Origin of the sequence: Truepera radiovictrix DSM 17093 (assembly GCF_000092425.1) — a bacterium.
Taxonomy (GTDB): domain Bacteria; phylum Deinococcota; class Deinococci; order Deinococcales; family Trueperaceae; genus Truepera; species Truepera radiovictrix.
The window spans coordinates 1,721,327-1,734,148 of the sequence record NC_014221.1; the positions used below are offsets into that span (position 1 = coordinate 1,721,327).

A 12,822-nucleotide genomic window follows, 5' to 3' on the forward strand; every position below is an offset into this window, starting at 1 on the left:
TGGAGCGCGAACGTGAGGTCGCTCCCCGCAACCCTACTCGCCGAACTGAGCGGGGTGCCGGCGACCGAAGCGCGGGCGCTGCCAAGCGCCCGCGGCGTCGCCTTTCACAGCGCGCGGGTGCGCCCGGGCGACGCCTTTTTCGCCCTCCCCGGCGCCTCGAGCCACGGCCTTAGGTACGCCGACGCGGCTTTGCAGGCGGGGGCGGCGTTTATCGTCTCCGACCGGCCGCACCCGCGCGGGCTCACCGTCCCCGACCCCGCGCGGCTCCTTTTACAGCTCGGCCGCGTCGCGCGCGCGGCGCTGCAGGGGCCCGTCATCGGCGTCACGGGGTCGGCGGGCAAGACGAGCACGCGCGCGCTGCTCGCCGCCGCGCTCGGGGCGCACGCGACGCGCGGCAACTTCAACACGCCCCTGGCGCTCGCGCAGACGCTCGTCGAGGCGTGGCTGGAAGATCGCACGGGGGCTCACGACCGGCTCGTGCTCGAGCTCGGCATCGACCACACCGGCGAGATGGACGAGCTCGTCGAGCTTACCCGCCCGACGCTGGGCGTCGTGACCCTTATCGCCCCCGCCCACCTCGACGGCTTGGGCAGCGTCGAGGGGGTCGCGCGCGAAAAGTTCAAACTGCTTACAGGCGTGCGCCACGCCTGGGTGAGCGCGCAGGCCTATCCCTTCCTCACCCCCGCCCAGCGCGCGGCCTTGCAGGGGCGGCTGACGGTGTACGGCCTAGACGGCCGAGAAACCCCCACAGGAGGTGAGGCCAAACGCGTTACGGGACACTTCGCCTCCGCAGCGGGCGGCGGGGCGCTCCACGCCCTTGGCCTGCGCGTCCCGCTCGCGCTGCCGAGCCCGGCGCTCGCCGAGAACGCCCTCTGCGCGCTCGCGGTCGCCGCGCACCTCGGCGTCGACCCCGCAGCGGCGGCCGCGCGGCTGCAGGGCGCGGTGCTCGAGCCCGGCCGTCTGCAGCGCCACCAGCTCGGCGCGCTCACGCTCCTCGACGACGCCTACAACAGCAACCCGGCGTCGGTGCGCGCGGCCCTGACGGCGCTCGCGGCGCTGCCGCGGCCGCACACCGCCGTTTTGGGCGACATGCTCGAGCTCGGCGCGGCCTCGGCCGAGCTCCACCGCGCGCTCGCCGAGGACACCGCGGCGCTCGACGCCGTCGTCGCCGTCGGCCCCGCCATGCGCGCGCTCGCCGAGGCCGATCCGCGCGCGGTCTACCTCGAAGCGTTCGACCTCGAGGCCCTCCTAGCGCTCGTCCCAGAACGGGGGACGCTGCTCGTCAAGGGGTCGCGGGGGGTGCGGCTCGAGCGGCTGACGGAGGCGCTGCTTAGGCGTTACGCCGAGCAGCACGACAAGCCGCCCGAACACCCCGAAGGGGCGCGCGGATGACCGTCCTCGTCGCCGCGCTGCTCTCACTCTTCGCCGTCGGCACCTTTGTCCAGCTCGCCAAACGCCGCGGTTGGGGCAAGGCGGTACGCCAAGACGGGCCCACCACGCACCACACCAAAGCCGGTACGCCGACGATGGGCGGCGCGGCTTTTCTGCTCGCGGCCCTTTTCACCTGGCTCCTCTTCGGCCCGACCGAGAGGAGCGCCGCGGTCGCCCTGCTCACCGCGGCCGCCGCCCTGTTGGGGCTCTACGACGACCTCGCGGCGCTGCGGCGCAAACGGGCGGTACCAGCTGTTCGCACCGTCCCCGCGCCCGACGAAGCGCCCCCGCAGCGGGTGAGCGTCCACGCCGAACCCCAAGAGGGCGCGGCGAACGCGCGCCCCGCGCCCGACGCGCCCGACCTCACGACGGGCGTGCTGGCCCGCTACCGCCTGCTGATCCAGAGCGCTGCGGCGCTCGTCTTCGCGCTCTACGCGGTGCGTAGCGGCCAGGAGCTCTTCGGCGCGCCCGTGCTCGACCTTTTAGGCTTCGCCTTTATCGTCGTCGGGAGCATCAACGCCTTTAACTTTACCGACGGGCTCGACGGCCTCGCCGCCGGCGTCACCGCCCTCGTGCTGCTGCCCTTCGTGGGCGCCCCCTTCGTGGGGGCGCTCCTGGGGGCGCTGTTGGGCTTTTTATGGTTTAACGCCCGTCCGGCGCGCGTCTTTATGGGCGGCGTCGGCTCCGAGGCGCTCGGCGCGGCGGTCGCGGGCACCGCCATCTTGGCCGGTTGGGCGTGGTGGCTGCCGCTACTCGCCCTCATCCCGGTGCTCGAGGTCCTCTCGGTGATCGCCCAGGTGAGCTACTTCCGGCTGACCAAGGCGCGGCGCGGCGAGGGCCAGCGGCTTTTCAAGATGAGCCCTTTGCACCACCACTTCGAGCTCTCGGGGTGGTCGGAGGGGCAGATCGTGGTGCGGATGTGGCTCGTGACGGCGGTGTGCGTGGCGCTCGCCTGGAGCCTGCGCGGCGGGGCGGCGTGAACGTCCTCGTCTACGGCCTCGGGCGCAGCGGGGGCGCGGTCGCGCGGCTTCTGCGCCGCCAAGGGCACGCGGTGTGGACCTTCGACGCGCAGCACCCGCAGGGTGAGGACCTCGCGGCGCTCGGCTGTCGCGCTACGAGCGCGCCCCTAGAGGTCCCGGCCGAGCTCTGCATCGCCGCCCCCGGCGTGCCCTGGGACGCCCCCGACCTCGCCGCGCTGCGCGCGCGCGGGGTCGAGACCATCGGTGAGGTCGAGTGGGTCTACCGCACGGTCGACGCCCCCATCCTGGGCATCACCGGTACGGCGGGGAAGACGACCGTGACGCGCTGGCTCTCGCACACGCTGACCCTTGCCGGCCTCGACGCCCCCGCCGGCGGCAACGTCGACCCCGCGCTCGCGGCCGTCGCCGCACCCGGCCGGGTGCTGGTGACCGAGCTCTCGTCGTTTCAGCTCGAGCGCTGTCCGAGCCTGCACCCCCGCGTCGCCGTGGTGCTCAACCTGGGCCGCGACCACCTCGACCGCCACGGCTCGCTGGCGGCCTACCACGCGGCCAAAAAACGCCTGATCGCCCACCTCACCCCGGAGGACACCTTCGTCTACAACCACGACGACCCCTTGGTGCGCGCCTGGGCCGAGGCGTCGCCCGCGCGCACGTGGGGGTTTTCGGCCGCGCCCACGCCCGGGAGCGCCGCCCACCTCGCCGACGGGATGCTCACGCTCCACGGCCGGCCGCTTGTAGCGGTGCGCGCGCTGCAGCTCACGGGCCAGCACCACCGGCTCAACGCGCTCGCCGTCGCCCTCGCGGCCGCCGCCTGGGGACTAGGCGACGAGGCGATCCGCGCGGGGCTCGAGAGCTTTTCGGGGGTGCCGGGGCGCTACAGCGTGGTCGGCGAGGTGGCGGGCGTGCGCTTCGTCGAGGACTCCATCGCCACGCGCACCCTGGCCGTCCAGGCGGCGCTCGCCGCGACCCCCGCCCCCGTGGTGTGGCTTCTAGGTGGGCAGGACAAGGGCGCGAGCTTCGCCGAGTTGGAGGCTTTGGTGCGCGACAGGGTCGTGCTCGCCCTCTGCTTCGGCGAGGCGGGCCCGGCGTTCGCCGCGCAGCTGTCGGCTTGGACCGAAACCCACGTCATCCCGGACCGTGACGGCGAGGCGGCGCTGCGACGCGCCACCGCGCTCGCCGCCGAACGCTTGAGGGGCTCCGGCGGCACCGTGCTGCTCGCGCCGCTCGCCGCCTCGTTCGATCAGTTTGGCAACTACCAAGCGCGCGCCGAGGCCTTTCGGCGCGCCGTGACCGCGCTGCACACGCCCAAGGAGGCGCTATGGACTGGCTTCTCTTCCTCGCGCAGCTGAGCCTCGGGGTGCTCGGGGTGCTCGGCGTCGCCACGAGCTCGCCGGAGACCTGGCCCGAGCACCTCGTGCGCGTCACCATCGCGCTCGCGCTCACCGTCGTGGTCTCGCGCGTGTCGCCGCAGCGCGTCGTCAAGGTGAGCCCCTTTTTCTACGTCGGGGTGCTCGCGCTGCTCGCGCTGGTGCTCGTCATCGGCATCTCCCCCGAGGGGAGCGATTCGCGGCGCTGGCTGCTCATCGGCAACTTTACGCTGCAACCCTCTGAACTCATGAAAGTCGCCGTGATCGCCTATCTCACCGCGTTTTTCCACAACCACCTGGGCAACTGGCAGATCTGGCGCCCGATGCTCGTCATGGGGCTCGCAGTCGGCCTCATCATCGCCGAACCAAACGTCAGCACGGCGGTCTTTATCTTTCTGCTGGGGCTTTCGGTGATGGTCGCCGCGGGCACCACCATCGTCCGTCTGGTCAGCATCGGCGCCGCGGCGGGCCTTATCGCCGCGCTCATCGCCGGCCCCTACCTCCGCCAGTTCCCCTACATCAGCGCGCGCATCACCGGTTTTCGCGACCTCTGGGGGGCGCGCGCCGATACCCTCGGCGACACCTACCAAGCCGACCGCGCCCAACGCATCATCAGCGAGGCGGGGCTTTTCGGCCTCGGCTCGGGGCAGCCGGTCAGCATCCCGGCGGCGAGCACCGACATGATCGCCGTGTCGCTCGCGCACGCGCTCGGGCTGATCGGCGTGCTCACGCTTATCGCGCTCTACCTCTTTATCGTGCTGCGCGGGCTCGAGATCGCCGCGAGCCTCAAAGGCCCGGGGGCGCTCCTCGCCGCCGGGGCGAGCGCCTACGTGGGCGGCCAGGCCGCCCTCAACCTCCTCGTCGCCGCCGGGTTGCTGCCGGTCACGGGGGTGCCGCTGCCCTTCGTCTCAGACGGCTTTAACAGCCTGCTCTCGGTCGGCATGGCGATGGGGCTTATGCAGAGCGCCTACCGCGAAGCGCGCCGCAGCGCCCCCGCAGCCGCGGCGAAAGGTCCCGCTCTTAGCGGATGAAACCCGTGCTGCTCGCTACCGGCGGGACCGGAGGCCACATCTACCCGGCGCTGGCGCTCGCGCGCGCGCTCGCCGCTTGCGGCTACGAGGTCGCGTTTATCGGGCAGCAGGGGGGGCTCGAGGCCAAGCTCGTCCCCGATGCGGGCTTCGCCTTTTGGGGGGTGCGCGCCGGCAAGTACGACCGCAGCCGCCCCGACCCGCGCCAAGCCGTCCGGGCGGCGCTCGGTTTAAGCGACGCGCTCGCCGCTCTGCGCCGCCTCCGCCCCGCGCTCGTGGTCGGTTTCGGCGGCTTCGCCGCCTTTCCGGGGCTCGCGGCGGCGCGCCTGTCGGGCGTCCCCTGGGCGCTCCACGAACAGAACGCCTATCCGGGCCTCGTCACGCGCCTTTTCGCCCGCGGCGCGCGCTTTATCGGGGTCGCGCAGCCGGGCGTTGCCGCGCACCTGCCGCGCGCGGCGCGCGAGCGCGTCGTCACGGTCGGTATGCCGGTGCGCGAAGAGCGGCTGCCTAAGAGCGAGGCGCGCCGCCGCCTCGGCCTCCCGGAAGCGGTGACGCTGACGCTCGTCCTCGGGGGGAGCCAGGGCTCCGCGCTCCTCAACCGCGCGGTCCCCGAAGCGTTCGCGGCGCTCGGCGCGCAAGCCCCCCACTGGGTGCTGCATAGCAGCGGCGCGGCGCACCTGGAGACGGTACGGGCGCACCTGCAAAGCTGCCTCAGCCCGAGCCAGCGGGAACGCTACCGGGTAGCACCCTACCTCGACACCGTGTTAGCGTGGTCTGCAGCCGACCTCGGCGTGACGCGCGCGGGCACGGGGACGCTCGCCGAAGCCGCCTTTCACGGGGTACCGCTCCTCATGGTCCCCTTGAGCACGGCCGCCGACAACCACCAACTCCACAACGCGCGGGCGGTGGCGCGCGACCGCGCGGGCACCGTGGTTGAGGAACGCGACCTCCAACCGGTGACCCTAGCCGCCGCGTGGCGCCACCTGCTCGAGCCAGAGACTAGGGCGCGCGCCGCGGCGGCCGCCCGCGAGCGCTCCCCCGCCGGGGCTACCGCGCGCCTTTGCGAGCGGGTGGTGCAGGAGCTCAACCCCCCACGAGCGCCGAGGTCACCGCGCACACTGGGGGAGCAGGAGACCGCATGAAACCGCATCTTCACTTTATGGGCATCGCGGGCGTCGGGATGAGCGGGCTCGCCCGCTGGTACCTCGCCGACGGCTACCGCGTGTCGGGCTGCGACGCGCTTGAGAGCCCCGAGCTGCACACGCTGCGGCGCCAGGGGATCGAGGCGCACCTCGGCCACGACCCAGCCCACGTCGCACACGCCGACCTGCTCGTCACGAGCACCGCGATCCCCGAAGCGCACCCCGAGGTGCAAGCCGCGCGCGCGCAGGGCAAACGGACGCTGCGGCGCATCGAGCTCCTCGCCGAGCTCTTAAACCGCCGGCGCAGCGTCGCCGTGACCGGCACGCACGGTAAAAGCACCACCACGGGGATGATCGCCACCTTGTTTTTAAAAGCGGGCTGCGACCCCTCGGTCTTGGTCGGTGGGCACCTCGCCGCGCTCGGCTCGAACGTCCGCTACGGCCACGGGGCGTGGATAATCGCCGAGGTCGACGAGTCCGACCCCGGCTTCGCCGCCCTCCCCTCGGAGCTCGCCGTCGTCACCAACTTAGAGGACGACCACATCGCCGGCGACTTTAGCGAGCGGCGCAACTACCACGCCTCACTCGAGGCGCTCGAGGCGGCCACCGCGAGCTTCGCCGCGCGCTCAGAGCGCGTCCTCTTCTGCGCCGATTGGCCGTCGCTGGGGCCCCTGTTGGGCGGGCTGCCGAACGCGGTCACCTACGGGCTCAGCGAGGGGGCGAGCTACCGCGCGTCGGTGTGCGCGCTCTCGGCCGCGGGCAGCCACTTTACCTTTCACGCCCCCCACACCCCACCCGTCGAGGTGCGGCTCCTCGTGCCGGGGCGCCACAACGTCCAAAACGCCGCAGCGGCGCTCGCCGCGGCCCACCTAGCGGGGCTCGACCTCAAGGCGGCGGCCGAGCACCTGAGCACCTTCGGTGGCGTCGGCCGCCGCTGGCAGCGGCGCGGCAGCGTGCGCGGCGCGCTCGTGATCGACGACTACGCCCACCACCCGACCGAGGTGCGGGTCACCCTCGAGGCCGCGCGCCACACCGGTCGGCGGGTGCGGGCGGTGCTGCAACCGCACCGCTGGGTCCGCACCGCCCGCCACTGGCCCGCCCTGGCCGACGCCGCCGCTTTGGCCGACGAGGTGCTCGTCTTGGAGGTCTACGGGGCGGGCGAGGCGGCCATCCCCGGCGTCTCGGCGCGGCGCATCGTCGAGCGCCTTCAAGCGGCGGGCACACCCGCGAGCTTTCATAGCGCCGCCTCGGCGCAGAGCTACTTAGCCGAGAGCTTAGAGCAGAACGACCTGGTGATCACCCTGGGGGCGGGCGACGTCTGGGAGGTCGCCGAGGGGGTCGTCGCGCTCGCCGGGGGGGACGATGGCAGCGCCTAAGGTGGTGCCGCTCGCACCGCTCACCACCTTGGGCGTCGGGGGGCCGGCGGAGCTGTGGGTGGTCGAGTCGCACGCCGAGCTCGTCGAGGCTACCCGCGAACCCTTCCGCGTCCTCGGGGGGGGGTCCAACCTGCTCATCGCCGACGCCGGGGTTCCCGAGCGGGTCATCAAGCTCGGCCGCGCGTACAACGACGTGCGCGCCTTCGGCCCCGCAGCGGCGAGCGCCGCGGGGATCTGGTTGGGCGGCGCGACGCCGCTCCCGGGGCTCGTGCGCCGCGCCGCCGCGCTCGGGCTCTCGGGGCTCGAGGGGCTCTTGGGCGTCCCCGCGACCCTAGGCGGCGCCGTGGTGATGAACGCGGGCACCCGCTTTGGCGAGATGGCCGACACCCTGCAGGAGGTCGAGGTGCTCTTAGAGGGGCGACTCGAGCGCCTCAGCGCCGCCGAGCTCGGCCTCGGTTACCGCACGAGCGCCTTGCCACCAAAGGCGGTGCTCACCCGCGCGCGCCTGCGCCTTAGCCCCTCGAGCCAGACGCGCGTCAGGGCGCGCCTCGCCGAAGTCGACGCCGCGCGGCGGGGGCAACCCAAGGCGAAGTCGGCGGGGTGCGCCTTTAAAAACCCCCCCGGCGACAGCGCGGGGCGGCTTATCGACGCCCTCGGCCTCAAGGGGTTGCGCGTCGGCGGGGCGATGATCTCGCCCGAACACGGCAACTTCGTCGTCAACCTCGGGGGGGCGACCGCAGGGGACGTCGTGGCGCTTTTGGAGCGGGTGCGGGAGCGCTCGAGCGTACCCTTGGAGACCGAGTGGGAGCTCTGGGGGTTCGGGCCGCGCGAGGAGGCGCTATGCGCCGCCCCCTAGTGCTGCTGCTCCTTTTGTGTACCGCGCTGCTCGTCGGCTCACGCTTCTACCCACGCGTCCGCTACGTCGACGTCGCCGGTGCCGCGCACTACACCGCCGCCGAGCTCGCCGCGCTGGCGGGTCTAAAACCCGGCCAACCGCTCTTGTGGGTCAGCACCTGGAGCCTCGCGGGGCTGACGCGCGACCCCTGGGTCGAGAGCGCCCGCGTCGTACGCCGCTGGCCCGAGCGCGTGCTGCTCGAGGTGACCGAACGCACCCCCGCCTTTCGGTACGGCGAGAGGGTCTACGCCCTAGATGGTACAGTCTTACCCGGTGCAGACCCGCTGGCGGCGCCCGTGACCCTGACGGGGTGGGGCGCGAGCCGCTTAGAGGAGGCCACAGAGCTTTTGCGCCTCCTCGCCGACTTTCAACCGGAGGTGTTAAGCTATTCGCCGAGCGGCTTTACGGTTTTTTTCGCCGATTCCACCCTCTACACCCCCGACGTCGCGTCTTTGCGAGCACACTGGTCGGGGTTTGTGGAACACCGGGGTTTCAGCGTCGCCGTCTACCCTTGGGGAGTGAGCGTACAACCATGATAGAGGGCGCCATGCGCGTACAGGGTCAACGGAAACAGGAGCAGCTAGGGCAGTGGGCGTGACAGACGAACGGATCGTCGTCGGGTTAGACATCGGCACCACAAAGATCTGCACGGTGATCGGTGAGGTCGCCTCCGACGGCGTGCTCGACATTATCGGCGAGGGCACGGTGCCCTCAGACGGCCTGCGCAAGGGGGTCGTGGTCAACCTCGAGCGCACCATCGCGTCGGTGCGGCAGTCGGTCGCCGCCGCCGAACGCGTCGCCGGCGTCGAGGTCAAAGACGCCTGGATCGGCGTCGCCGGCACGCACCTGCGCGCCTTTACGAGCCACGGGATGGCGGCCATCCGGCGCGGCCAGCAGATTAGCGAGGCCGACGTCGAACGCACCATCGAAAACGCGCGCGCCGTGCCCCTAGAGGCCAACATGGACGTCATCCACGTGATCCCGCAGGAGTACGTGGTCGACGGCCAAGACGGCATCAAAGACCCGGTCGGGATGAGCGGCGTGCGTTTAGAGGTCGACGTGCACATTATCGCCGGGGCGCAGGGGCCGCTGCAGAACCTAAGCCGCTGCGCCCGCGACGCCCACGTCGAGGTGAGCGGGATGGTGGTGCAGGCGCTCGCCTCGGGCCTCGCCGTGTTGGACCGCAACGAGCGCGAGCTCACCACGGTGTTGATCGATATCGGCGGCGGCACCACCGACGTCGGCGTCTTTCGCCGCGGCACGCTGACCGACTCGGCGGTGATCCCGTTGGGCGGCGACCACATCACCCAAGACATCTCGCAACTGCTGCGCATCCCCCCCGACGAAGCCGAGCGGGTCAAGAAAAAGTACGGCGTCGCGGTACCTGAGCTCGCCGACCGCGAGGTCGCTCTGGAGGTGTCGCACCCGAACTACACCGCCTCGCTCTCGACCTTTGAACTCGCGCAGGTGATCCGCCCGCGGGTGGTGGAGATTTTAGACTTCGTCAAACGCTCGGTCGAACAGCGCCTGGGCGCGATGGAGCTGCTCGCCGGCAACGTCGTCATCACCGGCGGGGCGTCGCTCATGCCCGGGATCGAACAGGTCGCCACCGAACGCTTTCGCCTCCCCGTACGGATCGGCAAACCCGTGGAGGTCTCGGGTTTGGTCGACGTCGTCGCGAGCCCTGCGCACGCGACCGCCGTCGGTTTGGTACGCTACGGCGTCCTGCAGGGGCACGCGCTCGCCCCCTCGGGGAACCGGCCGCGGCTGATGCAGAGCGCGGGGCAGTCGGTGGGGGGCTGGTTCCAAAATATCCGCAACTTTTTGAAGGATTTCTTTTAACCGTGATACGTAAACACCCAACGTTGAGGGAGCACACCATGGTCGCGAGCACGTCGGAAAACGCCGTCATTCGGGTTATCGGTCTAGGCGGTGGGGGGAACAACGCGGTCAACCGGATGATCGAGGCCAAGCTCGAAGGGGTGCAGTTTATCGCTGCAAACACCGACGCGCAGGTTCTGGCCACCTCACTCGCGGAAAACCGCATCCAGATGGGCGATCACCTGACCAAGGGGCTCGGCGCGGGGGCAAACCCGGAGATCGGTGAGAAAGCGGCCCTAGAGGACCGCGACCGCATCGCCGAACAGCTGCGCGGCTCCGACCTCGTCTTTATCACCGCCGGGATGGGCGGCGGTACGGGGACCGGCAGCGCCCCCGTGGTCGCCGAGATCTCGCGCGAGCAGGGCGCCTTGACCATCGCGGTGGTCACCACCCCGTTTCAGTTCGAGGGCCCCAACCGGATGCGCCAAGCCGAAGAGGGGTTGCGCAAGCTCGAGGACAAGGTCGACGCGCTGATCGTCGTTGAAAACCAGCGCCTCTTGTCCGCTCTAGACCGCAAGGTCAAACTCGGGGACGCCTTTCGCGTCGCCGACCGGGTGCTCTACTACGGCGTCAAAGGCATCAGCGACGTGATCAACAAACCGGGGATGATCAACGTCGACTTCGCCGACGTGCGCGCGCTCCTCTCGGGTGCCGGGACGGTCCTTATGGGCATCGGCTCGGGGCGCGGCGAGGGCCTGGTCGAGGAGGCCGCGAACAGCGCCACGCACTCGCCGCTGCTCGCGCGCGGGGTCGAGGGGGCGCACCAGCTGCTTATCAACATCACCGGCTCGGAGGAGCTGACGCTCTTCGACGCCCACGAGATCGTCGAAAAGATCAGCGAGGCGACCGAGGTCGAGGATCCGAACGTGCTCTTTGGCGTCGCCTACGACGAAGCGGCTGGCGACGAGGTGCGCGTCACGGTGATCGCGGCCGGTTTCGACCACGCCCCGCAACCCAAGATCTTGCGCCCGACGCAGTTTCGCGCGGCGGTCGGGGGCGGTCGGAGCTATGACCCCTCGAACTACGACATCCCCGCCTTTTTGCGTTACAACCCCGACGATCAGTAGGCGTCGCGAGGCGCCGAGCGGCCGCGCGTTACCGTGAACACGCCTTTAATGTCCGACGAGATCCTCTTTGAGGGGCGCGTTATCCGCGTCGCCAAACGCAGCGGGCGTTGGGAGGTCGTCTTTCACGCCCCCGCCGTCTGCGTGCTCGCGCTGCGCGGCGAGCGCGGCCGCGAGGAGGTGCTGCTCGTCGAACAGCTGCGACCGGCCGTCGGGCAGGTGACCTGGGAGCTGCCCGCTGGGCTCGTCGACCCCGGCGAGACTCCAGCGGCGGCGGCGCGGCGCGAGCTCGCTGAGGAGGTCGGGCTCGCCGGCACGCTCACCCAGCTCGCCGAGGTGTACTCGAGCCCCGGTTTTACCGACGAAAAGGTGACGCTCTTTATGGCCACCGACCTCCATACGGTCGCGCGCGCGGGGGGTGACGAGGGGGAGGAGGTCGCCTTCGCGTGGCGCCCGCTGCGCGAGACCTGGGCGCGCGTCGCCGCGGGTGAGGTCGCGAGCAGCGCCCCTACGCTCCTCGGGCTCACCTACGCCCTCGGCCGTGCGGGGGCGCTCGCGGAGCCCTCGTGACGCGCCCTCTAGACGCCACGGCGCGCGGCGCCGCGCCCCGCGTCGTCAGTTCCCCCTTGGCGCTCGAGCTTCGCGGCGTGGTGCTCTGCATCGGCAACTTCGACGGGGTGCACCTGGGCCACCAGCTCCTGTTGCGGCGCCTTCAGGAGGCCGCTACAAGCTTGCGGGCGCCGAGCGTGGTGCTCACCTTTTTCCCCCCGGCCAAGGTCTTTTTCCAGGGCAAACCCTACCTCACGAGCGCCGAAGAGAAGCTCTTCTTGCTCCGCCGCTTCTCCCCCACAGCGGTCGTCATGACCCCCTTTGACCACGACTACGCGCGGACCCCCAAAGAGGCCTTTTTGGAGCAGCTGCAACACCTCGCGCCAAAGCTGCTGATCGTCGGCGAGGACTTTCACTTCGGTTACAAACGCAGCGGCGGTTTGGACGACCTGCAGCACGTGACCGAAAGGCTCGAGGTCTTTTCGCTGCGGCGCCTCGAAGAGGAGCCCATCAAGTCGTCGCATATCCGCGAGCTCCTGCGCACGGGGGAGGTCGAGCAGGCGCGGCGGTTTCTGGGCTACAGCTACCTCGCTATCGGCGAGGTCACCGCGGGCGACCGGCGCGGGCGCACGGTGGGCTTCCCCACGGCCAACCTCCAGCTCGCACCGGAAAAAGCCCTGCCCATCGGCGTCTTCGCCGTTTGGGTCGAGACGCCCTACGGCACCTTCGGCGGGATGGCCAACGTCGGCCCACGCCCCTCCTACCCCGACGCGCCCCCCTCTTTGGAGGTGCACCTCTTCGACTTTGACGGCGACCTCTACGGCAAGACGATCCGCGTGTCGTTCGAACGCTTTTTGCGCGCGCAGCGGCGCTTCGCGGGGCTTGACGACCTCAAAGCGCAGCTCGCAGCTGACGAACAGCGGGCGAGGGCCGCTTTGCAAGCGCTCGGCGACCCCACCCACCTCTCTAGCCCCAAGCGCTAGCGCCCCCACCACACCCACCAAAAGGTGGCTAGAGGGGGCGCGTCAGAGCACCCCCTCAGTCCACGTGAAACCGCTGCCGGTAGCGTCTCCTGCAGCGTGTAGGGCGGCCGTGCGAGGCGGCCAGGC

Annotated in this window: 12 protein-coding genes; all 12 read left to right on the top strand. The window is 71.0% G+C overall.

Going from position 1 to position 12,822, the window contains the following annotated elements; genetic code table 11:
• The first annotated feature begins 12 nt into the window (after positions 1–12).
• From TRAD_RS07935 to ribF, 12 genes are read left to right on the top strand one after another with little or no spacing between them, the layout of a single operon-like run.
• Positions 13–1,392, top strand: coding sequence for a UDP-N-acetylmuramoyl-tripeptide--D-alanyl-D-alanine ligase (locus TRAD_RS07935; protein WP_013178089.1), 1,380 nt, complete (start codon positions 13–15; stop codon positions 1,390–1,392).
• The gene (locus TRAD_RS07940; RefSeq protein ID WP_013178090.1) at positions 1,389–2,411 is read left to right on the top strand and encodes a phospho-N-acetylmuramoyl-pentapeptide-transferase; all 1,023 of its coding nucleotides are present in this window, start codon (positions 1,389–1,391) and stop codon (positions 2,409–2,411) included. The genes TRAD_RS07935 and TRAD_RS07940 overlap by 4 nt, the downstream gene beginning before the upstream one ends.
• The gene (gene murD, locus TRAD_RS07945; RefSeq protein WP_013178091.1) at positions 2,408–3,760 is read left to right on the top strand and encodes a UDP-N-acetylmuramoyl-L-alanine--D-glutamate ligase; all 1,353 of its coding nucleotides are present in this window, start codon (positions 2,408–2,410) and stop codon (positions 3,758–3,760) included. Before TRAD_RS07940 ends, murD begins: the two co-directional genes overlap by 4 nt.
• Positions 3,730–4,809 (top strand): FtsW/RodA/SpoVE family cell cycle protein, encoded by a 1,080-nt coding sequence (locus tag TRAD_RS07950; RefSeq protein ID WP_013178092.1) that lies wholly within the window; start codon positions 3,730–3,732, stop codon positions 4,807–4,809. Before murD ends, TRAD_RS07950 begins: the two co-directional genes overlap by 31 nt.
• The gene (gene murG / locus TRAD_RS07955; protein ID WP_013178093.1) at positions 4,806–5,948 is read left to right on the top strand and encodes an undecaprenyldiphospho-muramoylpentapeptide beta-N-acetylglucosaminyltransferase; all 1,143 of its coding nucleotides are present in this window, start codon (positions 4,806–4,808) and stop codon (positions 5,946–5,948) included. The genes TRAD_RS07950 and murG overlap by 4 nt, the downstream gene beginning before the upstream one ends.
• Complete coding sequence (murC, locus tag TRAD_RS07960; RefSeq protein WP_013178094.1) at positions 5,945–7,324, top strand: UDP-N-acetylmuramate--L-alanine ligase; 1,380 nt, start codon at positions 5,945–5,947, stop codon at positions 7,322–7,324. Before murG ends, murC begins: the two co-directional genes overlap by 4 nt.
• Positions 7,311–8,180 carry a UDP-N-acetylmuramate dehydrogenase gene (locus TRAD_RS07965; protein ID WP_013178095.1) on the top strand — a complete coding sequence of 290 codons (870 nt, stop codon included), beginning with the start codon at positions 7,311–7,313 and terminating at the stop codon, positions 8,178–8,180. Before murC ends, TRAD_RS07965 begins: the two co-directional genes overlap by 14 nt.
• Entirely contained in the window at positions 8,165–8,755 is a 591-nt protein-coding gene (locus TRAD_RS07970; protein WP_013178096.1) for a cell division protein FtsQ/DivIB, read from the top strand. The genes TRAD_RS07965 and TRAD_RS07970 overlap by 16 nt, the downstream gene beginning before the upstream one ends.
• Before the next feature lie 52 nt (positions 8,756–8,807).
• Entirely contained in the window at positions 8,808–10,061 is a 1,254-nt protein-coding gene (gene ftsA / locus TRAD_RS07975) for a cell division protein FtsA (RefSeq protein WP_013178097.1), read from the top strand.
• A gap of 38 nt (positions 10,062–10,099) precedes the next feature.
• Positions 10,100–11,167, top strand: a complete 1,068-nt coding sequence (gene ftsZ, locus TRAD_RS07980; protein ID WP_013178098.1) for a cell division protein FtsZ — start codon at positions 10,100–10,102, stop codon at positions 11,165–11,167.
• Positions 11,168–11,200: 33 nt separating this feature from the next.
• Positions 11,201–11,734 (top strand): NUDIX domain-containing protein, encoded by a 534-nt coding sequence (locus TRAD_RS07985; RefSeq protein ID WP_245523507.1) that lies wholly within the window; start codon positions 11,201–11,203, stop codon positions 11,732–11,734.
• A complete protein-coding gene (gene ribF, locus TRAD_RS07990) occupies positions 11,731–12,696 on the top strand; it encodes a riboflavin biosynthesis protein RibF (RefSeq protein WP_013178100.1) in 966 nt (321 codons plus the stop codon). Before TRAD_RS07985 ends, ribF begins: the two co-directional genes overlap by 4 nt.
• Positions 12,697–12,822: the final 126 nt, after the last annotated feature.